This window comes from Bacillus sp. FSL K6-6540, from assembly GCF_038007545.1.
In genome coordinates, this window is record NZ_JBBOXH010000001.1 from 854032 (window position 1) to 880553 (window position 26522).

Genomic DNA, 26522 nt, shown 5'->3' on the forward strand with positions numbered 1-26522 from the left:
GGGTTTGGGTTTGATTAGGTTTAGAAAGATGGGCATGATGGCATTAGCCGCTGTCCTTGCGGGGAGTGTATTTGGAGGAGCAAGCGACGCCATGGCAGCATCAACTGCGCCTCTTCCAAGCAAAGAGAGGCTCGTCGCCGGCAATGGATTACCTTTAGGTCAATCGACTACGATTGCAGGGGGGCCGGGGCATGCAGCCGGGCTATCCTCGTCACTGGCTTCGGAAGGATTGCGACAACCGGGCAGTGTGGCTTGGCTGCGTGACGGCTCCGTTATCGTATCCGATACGGAGAACCATGTGATTCGCAAAATAAAGGACGGGAAGAGCAGCATTCTCGCAGGCGCCTCCTTGTCCTACAAGCGGGACGGCGGGGGACTTCCGATCGGCGGGCTCCTGGATGGCCAGGGCGAGCTTGCGTTTTTGAATCGGCCGTCCGGGATTGCCGTTGACGGAAAAGGTCAAGTGTACATAGCCGATTCAGGCAACCATGCCATTCGTAAAATCGATCAAGCGGGCAGAGTAACCACCATAGCGGGCAACGGACGGATTGGGCTGAAGGACGGGAAGGCTCAAGATGCCTTGTTCCACGAGCCGCAGGACGTTGCGGTTACCGAGGACGGCATTCTGTATGTGGCGGATACGCTGAACCACGTCATTAGGCGGATCTCTCCGGATGGGGAAGTAACGACGATTGGCAGCCCGTCGACGCGTGCTGTCCAGGTTCGCGCCGGAGTCATCGCATTGGCAGGGGACTACAAGAACGGTTCGCTTGCTGAAGCGCAATTTAACGAGCCGGCAGGTCTTGCGCTTGACGGTAAAGGCAATTTGTATGTCAGCGATTCGGGCAATCACGCGATCCGCTATATCGATTTCGGGAAAGGGACCGTTTCGACGGCCGCCGGCAGCGTTCCGTCATCCGATGGCTACGCCAAGGACGCGTTATACGCAGATCCTGGCTATCTGGACGGAGCTGCGGATGCAGCCCGCTTCAACTCGCCTCGGGGATTGGCATGGAGCGTGGAGGATGGACTTCTCATTGCAGATTCCCATAATCATGCCGTGCGTCAACTGAAAGACGAACGCGTGACCACCATGGTCGGCGGAACCAGAGGTTACGCGGACGGAATTGAAAGCGAGGTCCGATTCAACGCGCCGGCGGATATTGGGGTCGCTTCGGATAGTGGGGAGCTGTTCATCGCGGACCAACGCAATGGGGCCGTCCGGGCATGGTCCAGCTATAAGACGCCTGATGCTTGGCAACCAGGCCAAGGGATCGCCGCAGCTTACGGAGATCAGGTGGCCCAACTGGGCGACTTGGCCGTTATGAAACAGGGCCAGATCGTGGTGCCTGTCAGAACGTTAGGCACGCTGCTCGGAACCCGTTTGAGTTATGATGCCAAGAATAAGGAAATGACTTTAACCCTTGGCGAGGATGTCATCACGCTGCAAGCCGGAGATCCCTATATGACCCGGGATCAGGCGGGCAAAGAAGTTTCCCGAGCGGCGACGGAAGTTGAGCCGTATATCGCCAACGGCCAGATGATGGCTCCGCTGCGAGCGGTGGCCGAACTGATGGGCAAGGATGTCCAATGGAACGCCAGCACAAAGCTGGTTATCATCCGGGATTTGGCTGAACGGGAAACGAAGCCGGGGAATGTTAGCTTCAGCACTTCGAACTTTACGCCGAGACGCATGCAGGTCGTGGAAATCACCGGTTCGGCCAAGCTCCGTTACGGCGGGTATGCGCAGGTGGACGCCTACAAGGGGATGATGCTGGGTGAAGAAGATGAAATGGTTACCGGCTCCGGCACGGGAGGCGCCAAGCTTCGGATCCTGGATACGGAAGATGTCATTACGTTAGGCAACGACACGACGCTGGTGGTCGAGCAGCTTCGCAAGATTGGCATCTCCAACGTAACTCGGCTGAATCTGGAGGCTGGGCAGGCTTATTATGATGTTACCGACCTGGCCCGGTCGACGGATCGTTTCGACGTGCGGACCGGTTATGCGGACAATAGCGTACAAGGCACGCATTTTATAATCACCGTCAACCCCTTAACAGGGATGACAAACGTAGTGACCGCTAGCGGGAAAGTAAGCTCTTCGCTGGTGCCGACGGGCACAGAAGGTTCCTTGCTGCCATCCGGCCCGGTCATGATTAGTCCCACGCAACAAATATCGCTAGGCGGTTCACAGGAGGGACGCCCCCCTGTACAATTCATCGATATTGAGGATTTGATGGGGAACGCTTCGCCGGGAATCATTGCTCAGATAATTAAGAATAAGAACGACATCGACCGGGAGAACGAGGAGTTTCTCGAGAAGAAGCGGCAAGAACTACAGTCCGGACAAAGCGGAACCGGCACTCAAGACTTGATTATGAAATCGCCGGACGATTTGGCAAAAGTCGCGGATAATTTGAATAACCTCATCGGAAATATCGCGAAAGAGGCGCTTGATAAGAAAAAAGCCAGCCAAGAAGAAATAGATAAACTGATTAAAGAAGCGAACCCGGATTCGGGGAAGATATTTGATCCTGGCCAAGTGAAAGATTTGGATAAACAAGCCGGCCTCGACCCTGCTCTGGAGCAGGCGCGCTTGGAAGCATTGAAGCGCAAGCAGGAAGAGATACAGAAGAAGCAAGATCAACAGCAGAATCAGCTGGATCAGCTGCAGGAGAAACTCGGCGACATGCTGGCTAAGATCGAGCAGCAGAAGAAGCAGCAGGATGAAGCGAACCGAAAAGCACAGGAGGAAATGAAGAAGAAGGCTGAAGAGCGGCTTCTTCAATCCTTAAGCGCAGAGGAGCAGGCACGTTTTCTCCAGGGCAAGAAAGAGGCGGAGCAGGAGAAAGGCGCTCGGCAGCCGATGCCGGTTAGTCCTGGAGGCGGCTCGGGATCAGGAGGCAGCGTGTCGCCGCCTGTAACCGGTCCGCCTGTGACCGAGCCCCCAGTGACTGAGCCTCCGGTAACGGAACCTCCTACGACGGAGCCGCCGGGGACCGATCCTTTCGTGAAGGTTATATATAGCGATGATATGAGCAGTGAACTGTCGGCCCGCCCAGACAATTATTTTGGATCCATTCATTTCGAGACGAAAGGCTTAGCCGATGACTTGGAAGTTCAAGTCAGGGTGACGCTGACAAGGGATGGAATTCCGGTCGTGGGTCTGCCTGTCCGTCATGGCGAGCAGACGGTGGAATCCAACGCAGAGGGAAGCTTTGCGCTGCAGTCTGTTGATGGTACCGGCTTTAAGTTAAGCGAGGTTGCTTCGCCGGATACTCCGCTGGAGTTCTATGCCGAGCTGCTGGAGCCGGGCGGCTATACGGAGAAGATCGAGCTGCTCGAGATCAAAGAAGGCCAATTGACTGTGCTTGGAGAAGGCGTCCGTTCCATCCAGGTCAGTCCCTTCTCGCAATTCGAATTCATTGGCGAAGGGCCGTTTCCGGCAGCCCTTGATATGTATTGGGGGTTTTCTTCCAAAGCGTACGGACTGAGCGAGGATACCCGGGTTGGCTACGAATTGACGATACTCGATGACCATGGTCAGCCGGTAAGTCTGGGCGTACTCGGATTCCGGATGAAGCCGCATGAGCCGGGAACGATTCCGACGGAGGGGTATGAGATCGCAACTCCGGATCGTGAAGGGGTATACCGAGTGAATGCAGGGTTAACGGCTGGGGACATGGATCTGGGAGGGAATGGGAGCGATATCCTGTTCCGCTGGCAGCAAGCTCATGTCGGGACTTATACGCTCCGTATCCAGCTGGTTGATATAAACAGCGATATGTCGGTGCCCATCGGTGAGCCCCTGGAATGGATAATCGAAGTGATACCTACAAGTTGATGCAGGGAAGGCTGTCCCATTAATCGTATGGGGCAGCCTTTTTTCTCTTTAATTGACCAGTAGTTTATTATTTCCGTAAATTTTCACTTTATTTTTTCATAGGGAATGCGTTATACTTCATTCATTCGGAAATATATCATTTATACGTAAGCATTCTAAGGAATTCGGATATCATACATTTTCTCGTATAGGTGCAGGAATCGGCCTGCATGTCTCTACCCGATCACCGGAAATGATTGGACTACGGGTTATAGCAGCAGCGGACAAGCCAGGTCAATTCCGTTTGATCGGACGGCTAACGGTGCGTTTTTGCTGCTTATGCCCACTTGTTTCTTTCCCGGCGATTCGGTGAAGGGAGGAAGTGGGCTTTTTTGCTTGGAATGCGGACAACAAATTTAAGGGGGAGCATCATGCAATTACTGCAGAACAAAGTGAAAGAGGAAGGCATTGTATTAAGCGGACAGGTACTGAAGGTGGATTCGTTCCTGAATCACCAGATGGATCCGGTATTGATGAAAGAGGTGGGAAAGGAATTTACGCGATTGTTCAAGGAAGCGAACGTGACTCGCGTATTGACCATCGAATCCTCCGGCATCGCACCGGGCATCATGACCGCGCTTGAGATGGAAGTGCCTCTCATCTTTGCACGGAAGCAGAAATCGCTGACGCTCCGTGAGGATATATTCGTGGAGAAGGTGTACTCCTTCACGAAGCAGGAGACCAACGAAATTACGGTCGCTAAGAAATTCATCAAGCCGGGCGATAAAGTACTGATCGTGGATGACTTCCTTGCCAACGGCGAGGCGGCATTCGGGCTTGCCCGAATCGTCGAGCAGGCGGGTGCCGAAGTGGTAGGCATCGGGATCGTCATTGAAAAGGCTTTTCAACCGGGAGGACGCCTGCTGGCCGAAGCGGGCTACCGGGTAGAATCGCTCGTACGGATTGCATCGCTTGAAGACGGCGTAGTGACATTCGCATAGAACGAAAGCTAATAATTTATTGGGGGGAATCAAGAAGCCATGGAACAACAGAAACAAGCGGTGCAAGAACCGATTTTCGATAAAAATCGGAGTCCGGGCAAAACCTTTTCGCTGGGTTTGCAGCATGTATTGGCAATGTACGCAGGGGCAATCATCGTACCGCTTATCGTCGGTGGCGCACTCGGTTTAACGACGGAGCAGCTGACGTATCTCATCGCCATCGACCTGCTGGCATGCGGAGTCGCTACTTTGCTGCAGGTGTTCGGCAACAAGTATTTCGGTATCGGTCTTCCAGTCATGCTCGGCTGCGCATTCCAGGCGGTAGGCCCGATGATCATTATCGGACAGCAGCATGGCATGTCGGCTATTTATGGAGCGATTATCGCTTCCGGTTTGTTTGTCATTCTGTTCTCCGGTTTATTCGGTAAGCTGATTAAGGTATTCCCACCTGTCGTTACAGGCAGCGTAGTCACCATTATCGGTCTGACGCTGATCCCCGTAGCTTTGAACGACCTTGGGGGCGGTCAAGGCAGTGAGGATTTTGGCAGCGCACTGAACATTTCCCTTGGTTTCGGCGTTCTTGCTTTCATAATCATCATGAATCGTTTTGCCAAAGGCTTCTTGCGTTCGATTTCCGTTCTTTTGGGTCTCATTCTCGGCACCCTGGTTGCCGCGTTATACGGCGGGGTTGATCTCACCCCATTGCGCGAAGCCGGCTGGTTCCGCGCGCCGCAGCCTTTCTTTTTTGGCACGCCGGAGTTTAAAATCGTTCCGATCATGACGATGATTCTGGTAGCGATCGTCAGCGTTGCCGAATCGACGGGCGTATTTATGGCGCTTGGCAAAATCGTGGATCGCGATATCACCTCCAAGGACTTGTCCCGAGGTTACCGCGCGGAGGGTCTTGCGATTGTGGTAGGCGGTATTTTCAACTCGTTCCCTTATACCACGTACTCCCAAAACGTTGGCTTGATTCAGATGAGCCGCGTGAAGACGCGCGACGTCATCGTAGTGGCAGGCGGTTTGCTTGTATTGATCGGATTCGTGCCGAAGATTGCCGCCATGACGCAGCTTGTGCCGACGTCGGTTCTGGGCGGGGCGATGGTTGCCCTGTTCGGCATGGTGGTGTCTTCCGGCATTCGGATGTTAGGGGATCAAGTAGACCTTAACCGTCATGAGAATCTGTTCATTATCGCGTGTTCCGTCGGCATGGGTCTTGGCGTCACAACCGTGCCGGGCCTGTTCGCCAGCCTGCCCGACAACCTGCGCATTCTTGCCGATAACGGCATCGTGGCCGGCAGCTTGACCGCGATTGTGCTGAATCTGATCTTTAACGGCTTGAAATATACGAAGCCGACCCGCACTGAGCGGGGTGAAACGGCAGAAGGGCACGCAGCTTAAAATGATTTTCGATAGCAGCCGGATCCGTTCCGGCTGCTTTTTTTGATCCTGTTCGGTTCTCGGCTAAAGCCCAAAAAACGGCTTCCTCCTAATATGGGGAGGAAGCCGTTTTTGCATGACCTAGCTTAGATGCGCTGCATTTGTTTCTCCGCAAAATTGCCGATCCATGGCAGCTTGAACCATTTTCCTTGAATGGCGTTAAACATAAGCACCAGCCACATCAGCACGCCGACCAGCGCCAGGAGGGCGGAGGCCAGAAGGCCGATGATGGGCACCGCGCTCGACAGCAGGTGGGCGACGGCCAGGAGGCCGAAGGCCAGCAAGGACTGCAGCGCATGGAATATGACATATCGGCTTCTCTTTTCTAATGAAAGAAACAGAATTCCTCCGACCATGGGAAGAAGATAGCACAGCGTCGCGGCCAGATTCTCGGGAAGTCCTGTGGACGATTTGAAAGGGGACATCTCATCAACTCCTTGTCTTAGACCGGTTCTGGGGTAGGGCAAGCTATATACCTTACCTTATGAGCCGATGGGACAAAGTATGATGGTTATATCCCGGACTTATTTCATTTTCAATTGGAGCAGATATTTGACGAGCGCATCCTGCTGCTCCTGCGTGAACCCGCTGCTTTCGTCGACCCAATACTCATGTCCCTGACCGGTGACGTGGGTATCCCTGAGTCTCGAATCCTTGCGGTTCGCCTCAACGACCCGCAGCCTCAACTTGCGGTCGATCAGGGCTTTCAGGCTGTTGTAGGGATCCGGGTGAATGCCCTTCATAAGCGTTGCCGGCACTCCGGCTTGCGACAGCTCTGGCCCGACCGCGACGCCCCCGTCGTGCAAATACGGTGCCGACCAGCGGAGGCCGATCAATCCTTTGACCTTATAACCGCCGCCCGATTTATGGCCGAAGCCCAGCTGAATCTGCTCCGGATCTATTCCATCCAGCGGGACTTTAGTCGCCTTGGCGTCCGGAGGAATCGGGACAGGCGTGTCGGGCGGGTAGAACTCCGCCTCGCCAAAAGCGTTCTGCGTAAAATGGAAGGCCTTCGCCCTTGCAGGCTCGGTGCCGATTTCTGCCGCACGCAGAATGCGGTTGTTGGTAAAATAGTCGCCTGCGTGGCAAGTGATGCACTGCGCTTTTTTGAAAACTTCCGCCCCGAGGCTGAGGGTCTTGGCATCGGAGGTTTCAGCCTTATCGGTTTCAGGCGGACGGACGGTATTCTGATAAGCGGACATGGCATTAACCTGCTCCCCGGCCTTAAAACCCGGCGAACTGATATACAGCCCGTTCGGCGCTATGGCCGAAACCTTGGGGAAGTTCGGAATCTTGATGACCTTATTAACGCCGGGGGTTCCGGGATTCGGGTCCAGGCGGTCGAAGAATTCGGTCGGCTTCAGCCCGCTGCTTGGATCATAGCGAAACTTGCGATGGGCCGCATTTTGCAGGATGGTGCCCACATAAATCTCTTTGTCGATCCCCATTAGCGGCTCGCTGACCTCGGTTTGGCTCAAGGTATCCGTATTTTGGGCGTGAACATTGTTGCTGAAGGTGCTGAGTCCTTTGAAGGGACCCGCGATGGCGAAGCCGCTCCAGCTGTACGGATGGTCGCCCTTTGTAAACATATCGGGAATTTGGGTCACGTCGCTGACCTTATCGACGGTGGTATCGAAATTGCCGGGCGCCCATTTGATCAGATTGTCGTCAACGGCTTTTTCCAGCAGGGCGGGATCCGGGAGGGCTTCGGCTTGCCCTTTGGAATTTATGACGGTACGCTGCCCGTTCTTGACATAATCCACGAGGTTCGCAACGTCCGTGTGGGTGAAATACGCTGCGCTATTCGGGGCCAACGCCAGCATTAAACCGAGGTTCAGATCGGAATTGGGCGCGCCCTCCACGACCCTTCCCGTATCACGGTTCACGGTGGCATGGCAGGCCATGCAGCTAACGCCGATGCGGGTTTTGCCTTCGGCATATTTGAACGTTACGCCAATGGGGGAATAGGCTCCTTTGGCTACGTCAAAGCCGGTATCGATTTTATCCCCCTTGCGGAAGGTTTTGCCGCCGATGGTCACATCCTGATCAAGCTCGACGCGCAAATTGGTGGTTCCCCGTCCTTTCAGCTCGGCAAGGGCTTTAGCAACGTTTTTGAGCTTCATCGGACCGTCGACGATTCCCAAAATATCGGTCAAGAACACCTCATTGCCAAAGGATTCCTCATACATCGTGCGGCGCCCCAGGGCAAGCAGCTCTTTGTTTACCTCAACTGCGCCATTGGCCGCTGTCAAACGGGGGTGCTGATCCTGCAAAGCGGTTCCCGGGACCGTAAGCGTCTTGCCCCACAGGTCATACTGGCGAATGACATCGGTTTGCCGGGCTTGGATTTGCGTGGAATTGGAATTTTCCAATTTATGCGCAGGCGGTACATAGGCATACTCCGGTTCCACGACATTAGCTATGAGCCATAAGGCTGCCGCGATGGCGATCGGGATCAGCCACAGCAGAAGCCGCTTCGATTTTCGCATATCAAATCACCCTTTATTAGCAGGTCTGATGAATCATCTCTTCGCTGCCGTATGCAAGGGCTTTAATCTACTTCCACGTCATGGCGGAGCGGAGATTCGGCATTCACCTGTTTATCCGGACCTTTTTCTTTCGGAACCAGACGCTCGTCTGTTCTGCCTTGATGGTGGTTGTCGAAGTCATACTCCGCCAGCCGCCACTCCGTGGAGCCCATCTGCGGATCGAACGGGAATTCCTCTCCTCGCTTCAGGTACTCCTCCCGTCCCCATTCATTCGTGTACGTTCCGTCCACGTCAACCCCTTCTCGCGAAATCGGGTGAAGATTCTTGTCTTTACCGGACATGTCGCATGCTCCTCTCAGCTTTGATTTTAAGAAATGATTCATATGGCATAAAGTAACCAGAAAGAGGGGGGACTATCCGCCGAAATTTGCATGTTAGCCAGTGAATGGGCTTGGAAAAGGCACAAACGCTTCTTGCGAAGAAAGAACGAGGTTTGCGATTTGCCAGCTATTCGGCGGAAGCCGCTGCGGATTTCAGGGTCTCGAGGATATGGCGTTCCAGCAGTACCCGCGGGTTCTTCCAGCGGCTGACCTTGCTGTCGGCCGTAAATACGACGACCGCATCCAACTGGGGAAAAAGGTAGATTTGCTGTCCTCCATGGCCGTGGGCGAGCGCATAAACCGATCCGTTCTGAATGCCGGTCCACCATTGGAACCCGTAATCGCCGAAAGCCGGATAGCCTTTCACCTGCGGAGTGAGCGCCTGCTTAAGCCAGGTTTCAGGAATGACGGGCTTGCCTTGCCACAGTCCCCCGTCCAGGCAGCATAAACCGAATTTGGCCATGTCGCGGGAGGTAAGATACAGGCCGATATGACCCATGCTGTGGCCCTCGGGGCTCGGGGACCAGGCGGCATGGCGAATGCCGAGCGGCTCGAACAGATATTTCCGGGCATAGGTGTAGGCGTCCATTCCCGTGGCCTCGCTAATCGCAACGGAGAGCAGGTGGGAATCGGTGCTCCGGTATTGGAATCGGCCCATTTCCTGTTCGACGACAGGGAGGGATAGGGCGAAGCTCGTCCATTTCCGGTTGCGGTGGAAACGGTGGATGAGCGGTTCCCCGAGCTTTTTACCGGTTTGCCACGCAAAGCCCGAGGTCATCGTCAGCAGATGATGAAGGGACACGTTGCGCAATAACGGATGAGCTTGTTGGGGAACGTATCGCTGAAAGATATCGGTCACGGAGGCTTTCAGGTCAGGCAGTTCGCCGCGTGCGAGGGCGATGCCGCAAAGAGCAGACGTAAAGCTCTTGGTGGCCGATCTTAAATCATTCAGCGAGGAGACGCCATGGCCGCCGTAATAGCGTTCATAGATGAGTTTGCCGGCATGAAGGAGGAGAAAGCTCCGCATTTTCGGATATTGCTTCTGAATGATCAGATCGACCTGATCGAGCGCGTCGCGCCGAATGCCTGCGTCTTCAGGCTCCGCGACGGGAATGGGCGGGCTTGAAGCAACGGGGGAATGCAGGATAGTCTGTGACTTCACCATGATATAACGGCCTCCTTGTATCTCATCTTCTCAATCTTTGATTCCGGTGACGGCATTCGCCGCTTGCAGCCGGCAGGATCGTTTAAAAGTATCTTAACCAATTCTGTGCGCAACCGATGACGCGGCGAAAAAACATAGTACAGAAAAACAATTTTTGGGAAAGATGAAACAAACAGAGGAATATGATATAATATATTAATGATTCAGTTGCATGCTGTTAGGGTATGTATAGTGTCAGGTGCATTGGTAAGTTGCTGAATATCAACCTAATGGTCACCGTAAGAACTGCAATATGGCTTCAACTTAATGAGGTAGATCTTTTCGGCATTCTCTTTAAACGGAGTAATTTATTCCACACGTTTTGGGAGGGATCCATCATGGCAACGAAAGGTCACAATGAGGTTAAGGAAAGTCTGCGGGAAATGACACGAATTTTCCGGCCTAAAGATCCGAAAAAATTTGTAAAGGAGTATGTCCGGAAGTACCATATTATGGGGGGCTACGAAGAAGAGCTTACTCTTGTTGTTGAGCATGAACTTGGCAAGCTGAATTCCTCCGTTTCGTAACCTGTAACAGCACCTGGTCTATAGAAATATCACAGACACGCATCGCATCTTCACCTTGTTAACGACTAATGACATGAACCATTTTAGCGCCTATGGTTAAACCGTTTTTGGGACAAATGTCCCGAAAGCGGTTTTTTTGCGTTTAGCCATTTTGTCTTCGTGTTACGCGGAAAGTCTGCTTCTCGGGGCATTTTGCATCGGTCCCTACATATATTGTTAGCAATCGATCCGATAAGGATATAAGGGAGTGGACAGATGTGAGGATACAGCTTAGACGGAAGGAAGAGATCGGACATATCCGCGAGGCGGGGCGCATATTGGCCGCCTGTCACCGTGAAATAACCAAAGTCATCAAACCGGGGATCACGACCAGCGAGATCGATGCCAGGGTTGAGAAGTTTTTGGAGAAGAACGGGGCCTTCCCGGAGCAAAAAGGATACAAAGGTTTTCCTTACGCCACTTGCGCATCGGTCAACGAGGTGGTGTGTCATGGCTTTCCCGACCAGCGTCCGCTGCAATCCGGGGATGTCGTCACCATTGATATGGTGGTGAACAAGAACGGCTGGCTGGCCGACTCCGGCTGGACTTACGCGGTGGATCAGGTTTCCCCGGAAGTAAGGCAGCTGATGAAGCATACGCACGAAGCTCTGTTTAAAGGGATCGAGGCCGCGCGGCACGGCGCAACCTTGGGTGACGTCGGCCATGCGATCGAGCGGGTTGCCGAAAGAGAAGGCTATGGGATCGTCAAACCGCTGGTCGGTCATGGCATCGGCCGCGCCATCCACGAGCCGCCCGATGTGCCGAACTATGGAAATCCCGGAAGGGGCCTCAAACTCAAAGCAGGCATGGTCATTACCATCGAACCGGTATTTACCCTTGGCCCATCGGGCGCGGTATTCTGGGGAGATGACGGCTGGACCATCTCCAGTGCGGATGGATCGGTGGGCGTCCAGTACGAGCATACGATTGCCATTACGCGTGGAGATGCTGTTATTCTGACGGATTAAGATGCCGAAAAATATACCATAATAATAGGAGGCATTCTTTGCAGGGCCGGTTGCGGCTTTCGAGGAACACCTCCTTCATCATGTTTGTCCGGGTTGATAGGGGAACGGCTGCATACAGATTCAAAAAGGCGGAAATGACTGTATATATAGCTATGAAGGCTGTCGTTGACGGGATGTGAAGAATGTCGAATGAGGGGTCACGGAGTGGAAGACGCGCTTTGAAAGCGATTGCAAAATCAGTAACGGCGCGACTTTGACGACTTTTCGAACAATTTGTGAACTCCCTGTGAATGATTGACAAAAGCAACCCATGAACTTATATTTAATAAGTGATTGCTTTAATTGACAGGATTACTTCATCCGTGATTGTGCAGGTAGATTACCGCTGTTTGCGCCGGATGGTAGTCTACGAAAATCGGAAAAGTGGGGTAGATCAATGATGAAACGGTGGCAGGCTGTAAAGCGTCTTCTTCCTTTGATGGCCATGTTTGCTTTGGTGTTATCCGGCTGCGGCCGAGAGGATTTGTCGGTCTTAAGACCACAAGGTCCGGTAGCACAAGGTCAACTGGATTTAATTAAGCTCTCCATTTCGATTATGATCGTCGTAATGGTTGTGGTATTTGGAATTGCCGCATACGTGCTTGTTAAATTCCGTAGAAAAAAGGGACAAGATGAAATTCCTGAGCAAGTGGAAGGTAACCATAAGCTTGAGATCATTTGGACGGCGATTCCGCTGCTCTTGGTGCTCGTGCTTGCAGTTCCTACTATTCAAAAGGTATTTGCTTACGGAGAGAACGACTGGAACAATCCAGATGCAGTTAAGGTGGAAGTTACTTCTCACCAGTTCTGGTGGGAGTTCAATTATCCAGACTACGGCGTAAGAACGGCTCAAGAGCTGGTTGTTCCCGTAGGCAAGAAAATTGCATTCCAATTAAAAACGAATGATGTGCTTCACTCCTTCTGGGTACCATCGCTCGGCGGCAAGATGGATACAAACACGGAAGGCAGCGTTAACTACATGACTCTGGTTGCTGACAAAGCGGATACATACATTGGTAAATGCGCGGAGTTGTGCGGTCCTTCTCACGGTTTCATGGAATTCCGGGTGAAAGCGGTTGACGATGCGGCATTTGACAAATGGGTGGCGGCATTCAAAGAGCCGGCCGTGCTTCCTGCGGATGCGGCACTCGCCGAGAAATTCAAGACCAACTGTCTTTCCTGCCACGCTGTGGGCGACCAAGGCGGAGCGATGGGTCCTAACCTGACCGGCATTGGATCCCGTGAGACGATTGCGAGTATCTTGCTGAACGACATAAGCGGCAAACCAGGCACTAAGCCGACGAAAGACAACCTGGTGGAATGGCTGATGGAGCCTCAGGCTGTAAAACCTGGCAACACGATGCCTAATCCGAAGGATCTCGGCTTCAGTGACGAAGAAATCGAGCAGATTGCCGATTACTTGGCCAATTATAAGTTGGATTATTAATACAGCAAGAACTTTAAAAGGGGGTACAAACCTTGGCTCACGCTCATGCTTCTAGCCATAGCGTCAAACGCTACACGGGGATCATGGATTGGCTGACAACCGTCGACCACAAGAAAATCGGTATATTATACCTGATCGCGGGTGGTTTCTTCTTCGGGATAGGCGGTATCGAAGCGATTCTGATCCGCTTGCAGCTGATCAAGCCGATGAACGATCTGGTATCGGCTCAAGTATTTAACGAATTGATTACAATGCACGGAACGACGATGATCTTCCTTGGCGTTATGCCAGTTATCTTCGCCTTGATGAATGCGGTCATCCCGCTTCAGATCGGCGCACGCGACGTCGCGTTTCCGTTTCTGAACTCGCTCGGATTTTGGACGTTCTTGTTCGGTGGACTTTTGCTTAACCTGAGCTGGATTATGGGCGGCGCGCCTGATGCGGGCTGGACGTCCTATACGCCGCTCTCCACCAACGACTATTCGTCCACGCACGGCGTAGACTTTTACACGATAGGACTTCAGATTGCAGGTCTCGGTACGTTGATCGGTGGTATCAACTTCCTGGCTACCATCATTACGATGCGTGCGCCTGGCATGTCCTTCATGAGAATGCCGATGTTTACATGGACGGCGTTCATCACTTCGGCCATGATTCTGTTCGCATTCCCTGCCATTACGGTAGGTCTCGTATTGCTCAGCTTTGACCGTTTGCTCGGTGCCAATTTCTTTGATGTTGCGGCAGGCGGAAGCCCAGTATTGTGGCAGCATATTTTCTGGATTTTCGGTCACCCTGAAGTTTACATTCTGATTTTGCCGGCGTTCGGTATTATCTCAGAAGTTATCCCTACATTCTCCCGTAAACGTTTGTTCGGATACAGTTCCATGGTATTTGCGACCATCCTGATCGCCTTCTTGGGCTTCATGGTTTGGGCTCACCATATGTTTACGACAGGTCTTGGACCTGTAGCGAATGCGCTCTTCTCCATCGCAACGATGCTGATCGCCGTTCCTACCGGTATCAAAATCTTTAACTGGCTCTTCACGATGTGGGGCGGCCAAATCCGCTTCACCAGCGCAAACCTGTTTGCGATCGGTTTCGTACCGACGTTCGTAATGGGTGGGGTTACCGGCGTCATGCTGGCTTCTGCTCCTGCAGACTTCCAGTTCCATGACACGTACTTCGTCGTAGCTCACTTCCACTACGTTATCGTTGGCGGTCTGGTATTCGGTCTGTTTGCCGGCCTTCACTACTGGTGGCCAAAAATGTTCGGCCGTATGCTGAACGAAACGTTAGGCAAATGGACGTTCTGGTTGTTCGCAATCGGCTTCCACATGACATTCTTCGTACAGCATTTCCTTGGATTGCTAGGTATGCAGCGGCGGATTGTCTCGTACTTGCCGAACCAGAATTTCGATGAACTTAACTTCATCAGTACCATCGGTGCAATCTTGATGGGGATCGGCGTATTGCTCTTCTTGGCTAACATTGCCGTCACTACAAGAAAACCGGTTGGCGTTGCAGCGGATCCATGGGAAGATGGACGCACGCTCGAGTGGAGCATTCCTTCTCCACCGCCAGAGTACAACTTTAAGCAAATTCCGCTCGTTCGCGGCATTGACGCTTACTGGAAAGAGAAGATGGCAGGCAATAAAGAGATGACACCATCCGAGCCGGTTGGCCCGATCCATATGCCTTCGCCAAGCATCCTTCCGTTTGTGATGTCACTGGGTCTGTTTATCGCGGGTCTTGGTTTCATGTTTAGCACGGAAGACTTCTCGAATTCGTTCATGAGCTTAATCTTCAATAAATATATCGTTCTGATTGTTGGTCTTCTGATTACGTTCGCGGCAATGATCGCTCGTTCCCTGTACGATGATCATGGATATCACATCGAAGTTGAAGAACTGGAAGGGGAGGGTAAAGCATGAGTCACGCTGAACATGTAAACGGCGAACTTCCTCACGAGCCCGAGAAGGCAACACTCGAAGGCCGTAATAAGGTTCTTGGTTTCTGGCTCTTCCTCGGTGGAGAGGCCGTGCTCTTCGGTACGTTGTTTGCAACGTTCCTGGCGCTTCGCGGCCAGAACAACGAAGGTCCAACTGCTGCTGAGCTGTTCTCACTGCCGATCACGGCAGCAGCAACCCTGATATTGCTTGTCAGTTCCTTGACCAGCGTGTTCGCCATTCAGGCGCTGCACCGTCATAATATCGAGAAGCTGAAGCTGTGGCTGATCGTGACCGTTGTCCTGGGTCTTGGATTCCTTGGCCTTGAGATTTATGAATTCTATGAATATGTTGTGCATGAATCGTTTAACATGAAGACGAGTGCATTCTCGTCTGCATTCTATACGCTGGTTGGCTTCCACGGCGCCCACGTTGCTTTCGGGGTCGTGTGGATCAGCCTGTTGATTGCTCAGCTGTACAGAAAAGGGTTAACCGTGGTTACAGCACCTAAGGTTTATGTGTCTGCTATGTACTGGCACTTTATCGACGTTGTATGGGTGTTCATCTTCTCGGTCGTATACCTTCTTGGAAAGGTGGGCTAAGGAATGACTGCGAATCAACAATCCAATGAGGGGCCTACAGTGAAACACCGCCATCGTGTGGAAGGTCCTGAGAAACACATTGTCGTCTTTATTTTCTCCATCGTCTTGACTGCGATTGCTTTTGCGGCTGTCGCGGCCGGAGGCATCAACACAGCATTTACGATCATCCTTTTGCTGGTTATGGCTGTGTTGCAGGTGTTCGTGCAAATGGGTTACTGGATGCACTTGAAGGACAAAGGGCATCTGATGCCAATCCTGTTCATGATTGGCGGCTTCTTCGTAGCTAGTACCTGTATTGTCATGGCACTGTTCTGGGTTTGGTGGTAAAATGAAAAAGAGGTGGGCTACTTCAGCCCCCTCTTTTTTTAAGTCGTAGGAAGGTGTCACAATTTCGACAGAATTTAACCCGTTTAGGGGAGGTTTTTGCATGCTGGGCTTAGAATATTTTAGTTTTGCAGATAAATGGAGTCCCTTGTTCCTGGCATTTATGCTGCTCGTTACGGCAGGCTACTTCCTGTTGACCGGGCCGCTAAGCAGTCGCTTTGAAGGGAGTGCTCCGGTTTCCGCAGGAAGGAAAACACTGTTTGTAGGCGGTATGCTAACGTTCTATCTCGCACAGGGTGGACCTATTGAACTGCTCGGGCATACAATGTTCTCGTTTCATATGGTCAGTATGGCCATGTCCTATCTAATGGCAGTGCCGCTCTTGATTCTGGGTATTCCTGTTTGGATGTGGCGCGCCTTCGACAAGGTCAATCCGTTTAAGAAGCTCGGTTTCCTTGCGCGTCCGATTGTTGCCGCGGTTCTGTTTAACGGCTTGTTTTCGTTTTATCACATCCCGGTCATCCATGACTTTGTCATGTTAAACTTCTGGGTGCACCGTCTGTATTACTTGATCCTGTTTATCGCCTCGCTGCTGATGTGGTGGGCCATCATTAAACCGATTCCGGAGAAGGACAATTCGTCAGGGCTTATGAAGATGGGATACATCTTTCTCAACATGGTCTTGCTGACACCGGCATGCGGGCTCATTATTTTCTCAAGCGAACCGATGTACGCAACTTATAGCGATCCAGTGGTATGGGCGAAGGCGATGGGCTATTGCGTTGCCGGCGATACCTCCGCGTTGCTCAGCCAGTTCGGTGGGCCGGAGTTCTTCGGCTACCTGGAGCCCGCGATTGACCAGCGAGTGGGCGGGATCATCATGAAGTTTTTCCAGGAGATCATTTTTGCCTCGATGCTGGCCTATGTGTTCTTTCACTGGTACAAACGAGAAAATCAGGAAGACGATCCTTTGCCTGGCGAGATTCCTCCGGGCAAACTCAATCAGGCGTAACAGGATTATTGAAGGGGGATCCATATGGATTGGTTTTTTATATTTCCCACGGTCAGTACAACGTTCATCGTCATCAGCGCCGTGCTGGTGGCGATTGGCTGGGGACTTATCATTAAAGGGAAGCGCGAGGCCCACAAGAAAGTGATGATCTGGGCGGCCATCGCAGCCGTCATCTTCTTTATCATCTATTCCTCGCGCACCGTATTCATCGGCAACACGTCATGGGGCGGACCTGATGACCTGAAGCCGTATTACCAGGTATTCCTGATCTTCCACATTGTACTGGCTACCGTAGCCGCTGTGTTCGGGATCACGACGCTGGTCCTCGGCTTCAAGGAGAAGTTCTCCAAGCACCGCAAGTGGGGCAAAGTTACGTCGATCATCTGGTTCTTTACGGCCATCACCGGTGTAGCCGTGTATACCTTGTTGTACCTGTTGTACCCGGGCGGGCATACCCAGCCTGTATGGAAAGTCATATTTGGAATGTAATTGGAGGAGAACACCCGTCAGAGAAATCTGGCGGGTGTTTTTTAGTTTTGGCGGCTCAATTGTGGGCAGAGGAGGGGGAGTGTATCCGTTCCGGTCGCTGTTGAAACCAGGAAACTGGGATGAGATGAAATGGTTGTTTCCTGGTTTCAAAGGCGAACGCCAGGTCTCCTCCACGGCTACACTCCCCTGGTGCAGGGGAGCTCTTGAATTAACCGGTGGCACAGGGATGGTGACACCCGGCAGAAAACCTCTGGCGGCTGTTTAGAGAGTGTGAGGGCGGGGGTGGGAGAGTGTATCCGTTCCGGTCGTTGTTGAAACCAGGAAACGGGATGAGATGAAAGGGGGAGTTTCCCGGTTTCAAAGGCGAACGCCAGGTCTCCCCCACGGCTGCACTCCCCTTGTGCAGGGATATCCTTGAGTGAGCCGCCGCAGGGAAGGGAACACCATGAAACCTTTGACGGGTAATTTTTACAAATTCTATTGACACTGTTTATATACACACTATATACTGTGTATAAAGATATACACAGTGAGCACAGTAATCACACTAATCACACTAAGCACAGTGAGATCAGACTGCGATAATAAAACGAAATGAATATATGAAGGAATGAAAGGGTGAGACGCATTGCAACAGGTTATCCATAATGCGATGAAGATCGTAAAGAAAGACTTCGCAAGCGATAAGCTCCAAATCATATGGACGATACTGTTCATGCTGTACATGGGGTTCGCCACGAGCGTCGTCATAAACGTTCAGTTCGAGCATCTAGACGAATACAATAACCCGTTTGTCGATTTTATCATGGTGCTTTTTGCTCCTTTTGTAGGATTTTTATTTAACCGGAAGTCCTTCAAATATTTGAACGAGGATTCATACACCCGAATGCTGTACTTCTACCGGAGCATACCGGTGCCGGCTTCCGCGATTTTTGTTAGTCGGATCATTAATTCCCTGATCGCTTTTGCCATCAACAGCATCGTGTTTTACGGAATCATCTATGCTATCGGGAATCACCTTAGAGGCGTGATGGATATTCCAAGCTATATCGCCTTTATGCTGACATGGGTCGGGGTTGGATTTTTATTAACGGGACCTTATATCTACTGGGAAAATATGTGCAGCGGCAAGGTGTATCTAAGGAATACCGTTCTTATGAGTCTGCTCCTTTCGGGATTGATCGCTGTACTGAGCCTGCTGGGTTACAGCATATTCGAATTCGCAGCGAACGCCGCCATGAAATGGAGCCTGTTATCTCCGGTGATGTGGGGTTCGCTGATTGCGGGATTGGCGTCCATGCTGCTTATGAGCAAGTTAACCTACACGCGGCAGCAGACCAGGGATTTATCATGAAGGACCTAAAGATGAATCCGTACGGCATGCAATGGCACGGGCTTATGCACAAAAGAAAAGCGAGGTGGTAAAAGGTGCGACTTCTGATACAGATCAATGAAAATAGCGCAGAGCCTTTATATCACCAGATTGAAACTCAGCTGCGCTCGCTCATTATTAGCGGTCAAATCGAGGAGGGAACGTTATTGCCATCCATTAGGGAATTTGCCGGAGATCTGAAGTGTAGCGTTATTACGGTGCGCAGGGTGTATCAGGATCTTGAGAATGAAGGGCTGCTGCGAACGAGGCAAGGCACGGGAACCTTTGTTGCCGGCGTCGGCGACCAAGCCCGAGAACAATATAAACGCGATGCGGTCATTGAGGCATTAAGGGATGCCGTAGATAAAGGGCTTGCCGTTCAATTCAATGAAGATGAGATGAAAGAGATGTTCATGGAAGTTGTCCGGGAAAAATATGACGCCAAAGGAGGTCTCTAACATTCCATGGAACCGCATGTTATTGAGTTTCGTAATGTCATTAAACGGCGAAGAACGAAAACCATCGGCCCGATCCAATTATCGATTCCCCAAGGATATATCGTTGCCCTGGTGGGACCTAACGGCTCGGGAAAAAGCACGCTGCTGAACATGATGATGCAGACCGTGTTTCCGGACGAAGGCGAAATCACCTGGTTCGGCGAGTCTTACCGGGGAGAGCTTCCGGTCTCGATCCGTAAACAAATGGGCTTCGTTCCTGAACAGCTAAGCATAGAAGAACAGCATATGACGGTGGATGAAGCCGCCAGCTTCCGCGCATCCTGGTATGACGATTGGGACGGTTACTTTTTCGATGAGCTTCTATCCCGGTTCGATGTCCCGCGGGGCGTCAAACTGCGCAAGATGTCCAAGGGAGAACGCCGCAAGTTCGAGATCGCCGCTGCGCTGGCGCCAAGGCCCAAGTTCCTGCTGCTGGATGAACCTTCCTCGGGCCTGGATCCATTCGCATGGAAGCTGATGATCGATCAGCTGCACAAAGTGATGAAGTCCATGGATACGACCATCGTGCTCTCCACCCATGTGGTGGATGAAATCCGGCGTCTGGCGGACTATGTCATTCTCATCCATCACGGGAAGATGCTCGGCATGGTGGAGAAGGATTCGCTGCTGGACAACTGGAGGGAATGCTGGATTCAGGGAGATGCCTCCATTGTAAAGGAGCTGCCGGGTATTCTGAGCTTCAAGCAAGAGACAGCGAGCACGATATCTTTTATAACGACGGAATGCTTGGAAGTGGAGAAGATCCTGCAGTCTGCAGGCATCCCGTTTATTCAGACCCGTTCCTTGGAGCTGGATGAAGTGCTTCGATTATGGATTGACGGAAACATGCCTGCCAATGTGCAGAACTAGGATAGAGAGGGGTTTTTAGGAGATGCAACGATTGCAATTAGACAATGTAGTTAAGATTTATGCAGACAAAACGGCAGTAAACCGGATTTCGCTTCAGGTTGAGGAAGGTGAAATCTACGGGCTGCTCGGGGCGAACGGCGCCGGCAAAACAACCACCATGCGGATGGTGCTTGGACTGATCTACCCGGATGACGGAACGATCCTGTACAACGGAAAGCCGTACAACAAGGAACTGCGTCACATTATGGGTTACTTGCCGGAAGAGCGCGGGTTATACCCGAAAGTGAAGGTCAGCGAGCAAATTTCCTACTTGGCTCAGCTGCGGGGCATGTCCGCGAAAGACGCGGATAAGAGTTTGAAATACTGGCTGGAACGGTTTGAAGTTCCCGACTATTACGACAAGAAGATCGAAGAGCTGTCCAAGGGCAATCAGCAAAAAATGGGCTTTATCGCAGCGGTTGTCCATGACCCGCAAATTCTCATTCTCGACGAAGCCTTCAGCGGACTGGATCCGGTTAACGTCGAACTTCTGAAATCAACGGTAAAAGAACTCCGAGACAAAGGAACGAGTATTCTGTTCTCCACTCACCGGATGGAACACGTTGAGGAACTGTGCAAAAACATTACGATTCTCCATCGCTCCAATACGGTGGTAAAAGGGAATTTGAAGGATATCAAATCCAAGTATCCTCGTGAAGAGGTGGTGCTCGGTACGTCCGGTGAAGTTCGGGGTCTTGAAGCCCTGCCTGGCGTAACGGCGGTGGAGCGGACAGAGGACGGTTACTCCATCCGAATCAGTCAGGTTGATGCAGCGCAGAACATTTTGAATACGGCCATGTCGCAAAGCACGATCCATCGGTTTGAAGTGAAGGAACCGACACTCAATCAAATCTTCATAAAGGCGGTAGGTGAATCCAATGAATAATATGTGGACCGTTATCCGATTTACGTTCATGAATAAAGTAAGAACGAAGTCGTTTCTCGTTTCTACCTTGATATTTGCACTCATTATTACGATCGGGATCAATCTTCCTTTTCTGATCCAAATGTTTACGGGGGATAAGGCTGGATCCGACGAGACCACCCGCATCGGGCTGGTATATGGACAAGAACAAACGCTTGCCGAACAATTGGAGACCACTTGGAGCAGCTTACCGGCCAATTCCTACGAATTCGTCAAATACGAAACGGCAGATGAAGCTGCCCTGAATCAAGACATTAAAGACGGCGTAATCGAAGGCTATTTGAAATTTGAAGCGCAAGAAGGCAATACGTTCCCAACCGTGGTCTACAGCTCCGAAGACGAGGCCATGAGCCCGGAACTGCAATCCAATCTGCAAGCAGCGCTGCAGGTGGCGAAGACGCGCAGCATCGTAGAAGGACTCAATTTGTCCGATGCCCAGATCAATGAACTGAATATGCCGGTTCAGATTGACGCACGCAGCATAAGCACGAATCCGTCTGGCAATGCAGACGGGGCTTCGGATGAGAAGGAAGGGGCTTCCGAGGTTATCAACTACATTGTGGTGTACGCTCTGATTATTCTGTTCTTCTTCACTTTGATGGGTACGGGGAACATGATCGCCTCCGAAGTGACGACAGAGAAGAGCTCCCGTATTATGGAGATCTTGATTACAAGCGTATCTCCGCTGAGCCAAATGTTTGGCAAGGTCATCGGCATGTTCCTGTTGGGTCTGTCGCAGATCGCCGCATTCGGCATCGTGGCCGCCGTGAACCTGATGCTTCCGCACAACCTGGATACATTGAAGGACATGAATCTCGACCTGAGCGCGATTGACCCGATGCTGCTGGTGTTCGGTTTAATCTTCTACATCCTTGGCTATTTCTTGTATGCGATGCTTTATGCGGCCATTGGTTCGATCGTCAGCCGTACCGAGGATTTAGGGCAGGCGGTCATGCCGATTACGATGCTGTCGCTGGTGGCGTTCTATATCGCGATTTTTAGCCTGAGCGCTCCAAACTCGATGCTGATGAAGGTGTCCTCGTACATTCCGTTCATCTCGCCGACCACGATTCTGGTACGGATCGGACTAGGCGACATTACCGTATGGGAGATTCTTCTCTCGCTGGCGATCCTGATCGCGGCCATTCTCGTCTTCGGCTGGCTGGCTGCGAAAATCTATCGCACCGGTGTCCTGATGTACGGTAAACGCCCTACGTTCAAAGAGCTCAGAAAAGCAATGAAGGCTTATAAGATGTAAAGCAGTGGAAGTAGTGTTAGGGCTGCCGGAACAAAAAGTAGAGTTAAGGGGGGCGCCATACCGGCATCGGTATGGCGGACATAACCCCATAAAATAAGTAGAGTACAGCACGGTTATTCTTTGCCGCATAAGACCACACCAACATAAAGGAGCTTACATACATGAAAAATTGGAAACGCATGCTCTTGTCTCTCACGATTTCGGCGGGATTGCTCGCCACGTCAGTGCCTGCCATGGCAGCGCCGCAGCAGCCGGCTGTGAAAGTGAATAACCAAGTTGTCGAATATTCGCTTGGCACACCGGTTATAGAAAAAGGCACGACGCTTGTTCCGCTTAGAAGCACGCTCCAGGCTTTGGATGTGAAGCTGACGGGAGCTGCAGATGACAACATTACCGCCGTGGTGGATGGTAAGACCATTACCTTAAAAGGCAAACTGAAACGAATCAATGGCGTAACCTATGCGCCCATTCGGGTTGTCGGGGACGCAGCCGGCTATGAGGTCAAATGGAATGCAGCAACCCGTACCGTTCTGCTAGTTTCCAAGGCGACGGAAATCGAACAGACCGGCGGCCGCGGGTTTATGTGGGAAGTAGAGAACAATGGGAATACTGTATATCTGGTGGGCTCTATGCATATCGCGGATGACAGCTTCTACCCGCTGCGTCCGGAATTTGAGGAAGCCTTTGCCGAAGCAGACTATCTCGGTGTCGAGGTTGATGTCAGCAAAGCAGCTGACGAAGCGCAGCAGCAGCTGATTATGGATATGGGCATGTATAAGGATGGAACAGCGCTCAAGGATCATGTGTCCAGCGAGACGTACGCCAAGCTAGGCAAAATCCTGACGGAGAGCGGCATGAAGCCGAATGCCTTGGATGCATTCAAGCCTTGGGTAGTGGAAACCACGATCAGCAGCTTGAAAGCGGTGAAGGCTGGCTACGAAGCCGCTGCTGGAATCGATCTGTATTTCGTCCAGAAAGCGATCGAGCGCAAAATTCCGGTAATCGAGCTAGAATCCTATGAATTGCAGCTCGGCATGTTTAATGGCTTCTCCAAAGAGCTGCAAGAAAAGAATCTCAACATCGCCTTGGATAATTTCGACATCTTGGATGACGGTGTGGAGCAATTGGCTGAAATGTGGAAGACGGGTAATGATGAGGCGCTGCTGGAGTTCACCAACAGCATGGCCGTTGATGAGGAATACAACAAAGCGATGCTGATTGACAGAAACATCGGCATGGCCGAGAAAATCGACGGATACCTGAAGAACGGCAAAAAAGAAGAGTACTTCATCGTGGTTGGCGCAGCCCACTATCTGGGTGAGCATGGCATCGTGAAGCTGCTTGAGGATAAAGGCTATACCGTTGATCGTAAATAGATAAAAGCCATTGCTTGCGAATTATGACTCGATTCTAACATTCAAAAAGCGAAAACCTTCCAATGATCGAATGACGAACATTGGAAGGTTTTTTGTTGTTTCCGTATTTTATAAATAACTAGAAGCTGTTCGAACAGTCCTTACAGCAGCAATATGGCAGCGCCGATCATCGGGGTAAGGACCATGCAGGTTTTCAGCCAGACAACGGGTACGCGCTTCGTAAATTTTGCTCCGACGTACGAGCCGGACATCGTCCCGACCACAACGGCGGCGAGCAGTTGAACATCCAGGTATCCGATCGAGAAGTATCCGGCGCCTCCGGCCAGCGCAATCGGCATGATGACCAGCATGGTCGTGCCGGCGGCAAAGCGCATCGACATGCCAAGGACAAGCATGAGCCCGATCTGGATGAACGGAGTGGAGCCGATTCCGAACAAACCCGATAAGGCACCGGTGATCAGTCCGATGAGCAGCGCCTGCAGCCAGTATCGGAAACCCTGGACAACCGGTGGAGCCGAGACCTCGGAAGCCTTGGACCGCCGTGAGACGTACATCATCCTGAACCATAAGGCCAGTCCGGAGGCGAAGAGCATCCCGGATGTCATAAAGCCCAGTTGATCCTCGGGAATCAGCGAGGACCAGCCTGAGCTGACCCACGCCCCTGCCGCACCGGCTAAGCCGACGACGGCACCCGTTCTCAGCACCATATTCCCTTCCCGATAATGGCTGACCGAACCGGAAAGCGACGAGAAGAACATCGCCGCCAGTGCGGTACCCAGCGCGGTATGGATGGGATAACCGAATACAACCGTCAGGATGGAGATGATGAAACCCGATCCGCCTGCGCCCACGAAACCGAGGAGTAGTCCGAGCAGCACCATAACGAGGGCGATCTGGATCAACAACATCAGGCCATCCTCCAAACCTGATGGGGCACGCCGATTCCGGCGGGAACCGGCAGGTCCTCTCGAATGCAGCTGTTTTGGTCCAGCACCATGGTAGGGTGCCCGCTCCCATAGACGGGCCAAGCCGGCAACGCACGAATATTCGGCTCTCCGCTTTGTACGAATGCGACCCATGCTTCCCGCATGGCGCGTGCCAGCGCATAGCTCTCGGCGGCTACGGAATAGGGATCCTCATTGGAGTGCCATTCAGCGGGCATCGCATTTCGGTTGAATGCTGCGCCGATGAGACTGCCTTCATACCCGTGTATCGCGCCGAGCGAGCCGCCGCATTGGAGCCGATACATCCATACAGGAGTTCCTGACGATGCCACGGCTTCTGCAAACTGCATCGCTCCGATCGTATAGAGATGTTCGGTCAATGTTTTGCTCCACGCTTCACCCGATGCCATCGATTGCTCATAACAAGCATAAGCATTCCACGCCACAGCGGCATTCTCACCGAAGAAACGTTCGAGCGTCTCGAAAGCCGGGGACTGAAGCGCCGGATCGTTATGGATAAAAATAGCCGCTTCATTCTCATTCGTGCCGATCAGCAGCGGCGGGAGGCCGGCGTTCCCCGCCAGACTCGCCAGTGGATCCAACGGAATGACATGGCCGTCGGCAACCGGGCCGAACATATGCAGGCTGCGCGAGGTGTCGGAGCCGATCACCGACTGCGCTTCGATGATTCTCTCGGCAGGAAGTTCAAGCAGCTGATGCGCCTGTGCTAGCGGTAACCCCAGCTCTTCAAGCAGCCTAAGAGTCGTGACATTGGCGGTTTGGCAATCCCGTATCGACTGCGTTGCGCCGCTTTGGGCAATGGCCCGGTGAAATAAGCCCTGTGCCGCTTCCATCACGTAGAGGGTGGCGGTACATTTGGCCCCGGCAGAATTGCCGATGACGGTTACCCGCGACGGGTCGCCGCCAAAAGCGGTAATATTCAACCGAACCCACCGGAGGGCAGCCGCGATATCAAGCATGCCATGGTTTCCGGAGGTTTCAGACTCGTTGCCGAGCAGGTCTCCCAAATACAAAAAACCTAACGCGCCCAGCCGATAATTGATCGATACGTAGACGATCCCATCCTCTGCTGCGTAACGGAATCCATCGCACTCCGCTCCGTTCCCCGACACGAACCCGCCGCCGTGTATATAAACCATGACCGGTTTTAATTTCTCATTGACGCCCGTTGTCCACACATTTAAGTTTAGGCAATCCTCGGACTGTGCAAGCCCGGGCACGTTCCCGTTCGGCTGATGCTGCTGGGGGGCGATCGGCCCGAATTGCTTGCACGGCCTTACGCCCGTCCAAGCGAGCGGAGGGGCCGGAGGCTTGAATCTGCGATTGCCTACAGGTGCGGCAGCATAGGGGATGCCCCGGAATACATGCACGCCGTTTAAATCGGCGCCTTCCACTGTGCCAGATAATGTTTGCACGATCAAGTTGACCGTCTCCTATCCTTACAAGATGAGATTATTATATCTTGTTTCTATGATGAGCCCTAATAT

At 52.2% G+C, this 26522-nt stretch carries 23 protein-coding genes and 1 riboswitch; of the genes, 17 read left to right on the forward strand and 6 right to left on the reverse strand.

The features are described from left to right. Positions 1 to 4 precede the first annotated feature (4 nt). From MHH82_RS03740 to MHH82_RS03750, 3 genes are all read left to right on the forward strand, one after another. Positions 5 to 3847 (forward strand): stalk domain-containing protein, encoded by a 3843-nt coding sequence (locus tag MHH82_RS03740; RefSeq protein WP_340963413.1) that lies wholly within the window; start codon positions 5 to 7, stop codon positions 3845 to 3847. Positions 3848 to 4010: 163 nt separating this feature from the next. Further along, a riboswitch (purine riboswitch) is annotated at positions 4011 to 4111 on the forward strand. 146 nt (positions 4112 to 4257) lie between these two features. Then, the gene (locus MHH82_RS03745; protein ID WP_009593434.1) at positions 4258 to 4827 is read left to right on the forward strand and encodes a xanthine phosphoribosyltransferase; all 570 of its coding nucleotides are present in this window, start codon (positions 4258 to 4260) and stop codon (positions 4825 to 4827) included. Positions 4828 to 4866: 39 nt separating this feature from the next. Next, on the forward strand, positions 4867 to 6228 hold the full coding sequence (locus tag MHH82_RS03750; RefSeq protein ID WP_012818907.1) for a nucleobase:cation symporter-2 family protein: 1362 nt from the start codon (positions 4867 to 4869) through the stop codon (positions 6226 to 6228). A gap of 125 nt (positions 6229 to 6353) precedes the next feature. On the opposite strand, the gene MHH82_RS03755 is transcribed toward MHH82_RS03750, so the two are convergent. The 4 genes from MHH82_RS03755 to MHH82_RS03770 all read right to left on the reverse strand — a co-directional run bounded on the left by MHH82_RS03755 (position 6354) and on the right by MHH82_RS03770 (position 10301). Further along, a complete protein-coding gene (locus MHH82_RS03755) occupies positions 6354 to 6692 on the reverse strand; it encodes a DUF4870 domain-containing protein (protein ID WP_009593435.1) in 339 nt (112 codons plus the stop codon). Positions 6693 to 6791: 99 nt separating this feature from the next. Continuing rightward, positions 6792 to 8756, reverse strand: coding sequence for an electron transport protein (locus tag MHH82_RS03760; RefSeq protein ID WP_340963421.1), 1965 nt, complete (start codon positions 8754 to 8756; stop codon positions 6792 to 6794). 62 nt (positions 8757 to 8818) lie between these two features. Continuing rightward, positions 8819 to 9097, reverse strand: coding sequence for a hypothetical protein (locus MHH82_RS03765; protein ID WP_009590511.1), 279 nt, complete (start codon positions 9095 to 9097; stop codon positions 8819 to 8821). A 166-nt stretch (positions 9098 to 9263) separates the two neighbouring features. Next, positions 9264 to 10301 carry a serine hydrolase domain-containing protein gene (locus MHH82_RS03770; RefSeq protein ID WP_340963425.1) on the reverse strand — a complete coding sequence of 346 codons (1038 nt, stop codon included), beginning with the start codon at positions 10299 to 10301 and terminating at the stop codon, positions 9264 to 9266. Positions 10302 to 10678: 377 nt separating this feature from the next. Here MHH82_RS03770 and MHH82_RS03775 point away from each other — a divergent pair, with 377 nt between their 5' ends. The 14 genes from MHH82_RS03775 (at position 10679) to MHH82_RS03840 (ending at position 24070) form a co-directional block, all read left to right on the forward strand. Further along, complete coding sequence (locus MHH82_RS03775; protein ID WP_006208082.1) at positions 10679 to 10867, forward strand: hypothetical protein; 189 nt, start codon at positions 10679 to 10681, stop codon at positions 10865 to 10867. 257 nt (positions 10868 to 11124) lie between these two features. Further along, complete coding sequence (gene map / locus MHH82_RS03780) at positions 11125 to 11874, forward strand: type I methionyl aminopeptidase (protein WP_340963432.1); 750 nt, start codon at positions 11125 to 11127, stop codon at positions 11872 to 11874. A 436-nt stretch (positions 11875 to 12310) separates the two neighbouring features. Continuing rightward, positions 12311 to 13360, forward strand: coding sequence for a cytochrome c oxidase subunit II (gene coxB / locus MHH82_RS03785; RefSeq protein ID WP_009590534.1), 1050 nt, complete (start codon positions 12311 to 12313; stop codon positions 13358 to 13360). An 83-nt stretch (positions 13361 to 13443) separates the two neighbouring features. Then, entirely contained in the window at positions 13444 to 15291 is a 1848-nt protein-coding gene (ctaD, locus tag MHH82_RS03790) for a cytochrome c oxidase subunit I (protein WP_374705894.1), read from the forward strand. Continuing rightward, positions 15288 to 15908, forward strand: coding sequence for a cytochrome (ubi)quinol oxidase subunit III (locus MHH82_RS03795; protein WP_009590523.1), 621 nt, complete (start codon positions 15288 to 15290; stop codon positions 15906 to 15908). The genes ctaD and MHH82_RS03795 overlap by 4 nt, the downstream gene beginning before the upstream one ends. Positions 15909 to 15911: 3 nt before the next feature. Next, positions 15912 to 16235, forward strand: a complete 324-nt coding sequence (locus tag MHH82_RS03800) for a cytochrome C oxidase subunit IV family protein (protein WP_012818913.1) — start codon at positions 15912 to 15914, stop codon at positions 16233 to 16235. Positions 16236 to 16335: 100 nt separating this feature from the next. Beyond that, the gene (ctaG, locus tag MHH82_RS03805; RefSeq protein WP_340963440.1) at positions 16336 to 17244 is read left to right on the forward strand and encodes a cytochrome c oxidase assembly factor CtaG; all 909 of its coding nucleotides are present in this window, start codon (positions 16336 to 16338) and stop codon (positions 17242 to 17244) included. A gap of 24 nt (positions 17245 to 17268) precedes the next feature. Then, a complete protein-coding gene (locus tag MHH82_RS03810; protein ID WP_096777089.1) occupies positions 17269 to 17733 on the forward strand; it encodes a DUF420 domain-containing protein in 465 nt (154 codons plus the stop codon). A gap of 628 nt (positions 17734 to 18361) precedes the next feature. Continuing rightward, positions 18362 to 19087, forward strand: a complete 726-nt coding sequence (locus MHH82_RS03815) for a hypothetical protein (protein ID WP_213580160.1) — start codon at positions 18362 to 18364, stop codon at positions 19085 to 19087. Between the two features lie 74 nt (positions 19088 to 19161). After that, positions 19162 to 19563, forward strand: coding sequence for a GntR family transcriptional regulator (locus MHH82_RS03820; protein WP_012818917.1), 402 nt, complete (start codon positions 19162 to 19164; stop codon positions 19561 to 19563). 6 nt (positions 19564 to 19569) lie between these two features. Then, the gene (locus tag MHH82_RS03825) at positions 19570 to 20472 is read left to right on the forward strand and encodes an ABC transporter ATP-binding protein (RefSeq protein WP_012818918.1); all 903 of its coding nucleotides are present in this window, start codon (positions 19570 to 19572) and stop codon (positions 20470 to 20472) included. A gap of 22 nt (positions 20473 to 20494) precedes the next feature. Then, positions 20495 to 21397: an ABC transporter ATP-binding protein gene (locus tag MHH82_RS03830; protein WP_041621923.1), complete on the forward strand. Its 903-nt coding sequence runs from the start codon at positions 20495 to 20497 to the stop codon at positions 21395 to 21397. Continuing rightward, entirely contained in the window at positions 21390 to 22694 is a 1305-nt protein-coding gene (locus MHH82_RS03835) for an ABC transporter permease (protein ID WP_012818920.1), read from the forward strand. Before MHH82_RS03830 ends, MHH82_RS03835 begins: the two co-directional genes overlap by 8 nt. A 161-nt stretch (positions 22695 to 22855) precedes the next feature. Next, a complete protein-coding gene (locus tag MHH82_RS03840; protein WP_340963455.1) occupies positions 22856 to 24070 on the forward strand; it encodes a TraB/GumN family protein in 1215 nt (404 codons plus the stop codon). 140 nt (positions 24071 to 24210) lie between these two features. Here MHH82_RS03840 and MHH82_RS03845 read toward each other — a convergent pair whose 3' ends face one another. Further along, positions 24211 to 24978 carry a sulfite exporter TauE/SafE family protein gene (locus MHH82_RS03845; RefSeq protein WP_012818922.1) on the reverse strand — a complete coding sequence of 256 codons (768 nt, stop codon included), beginning with the start codon at positions 24976 to 24978 and terminating at the stop codon, positions 24211 to 24213. Then, entirely contained in the window at positions 24978 to 26450 is a 1473-nt protein-coding gene (locus MHH82_RS03850; RefSeq protein WP_235201855.1) for a carboxylesterase/lipase family protein, read from the reverse strand. Before MHH82_RS03850 ends, MHH82_RS03845 begins: the two co-directional genes overlap by 1 nt. Positions 26451 to 26522 lie beyond the last annotated feature (72 nt).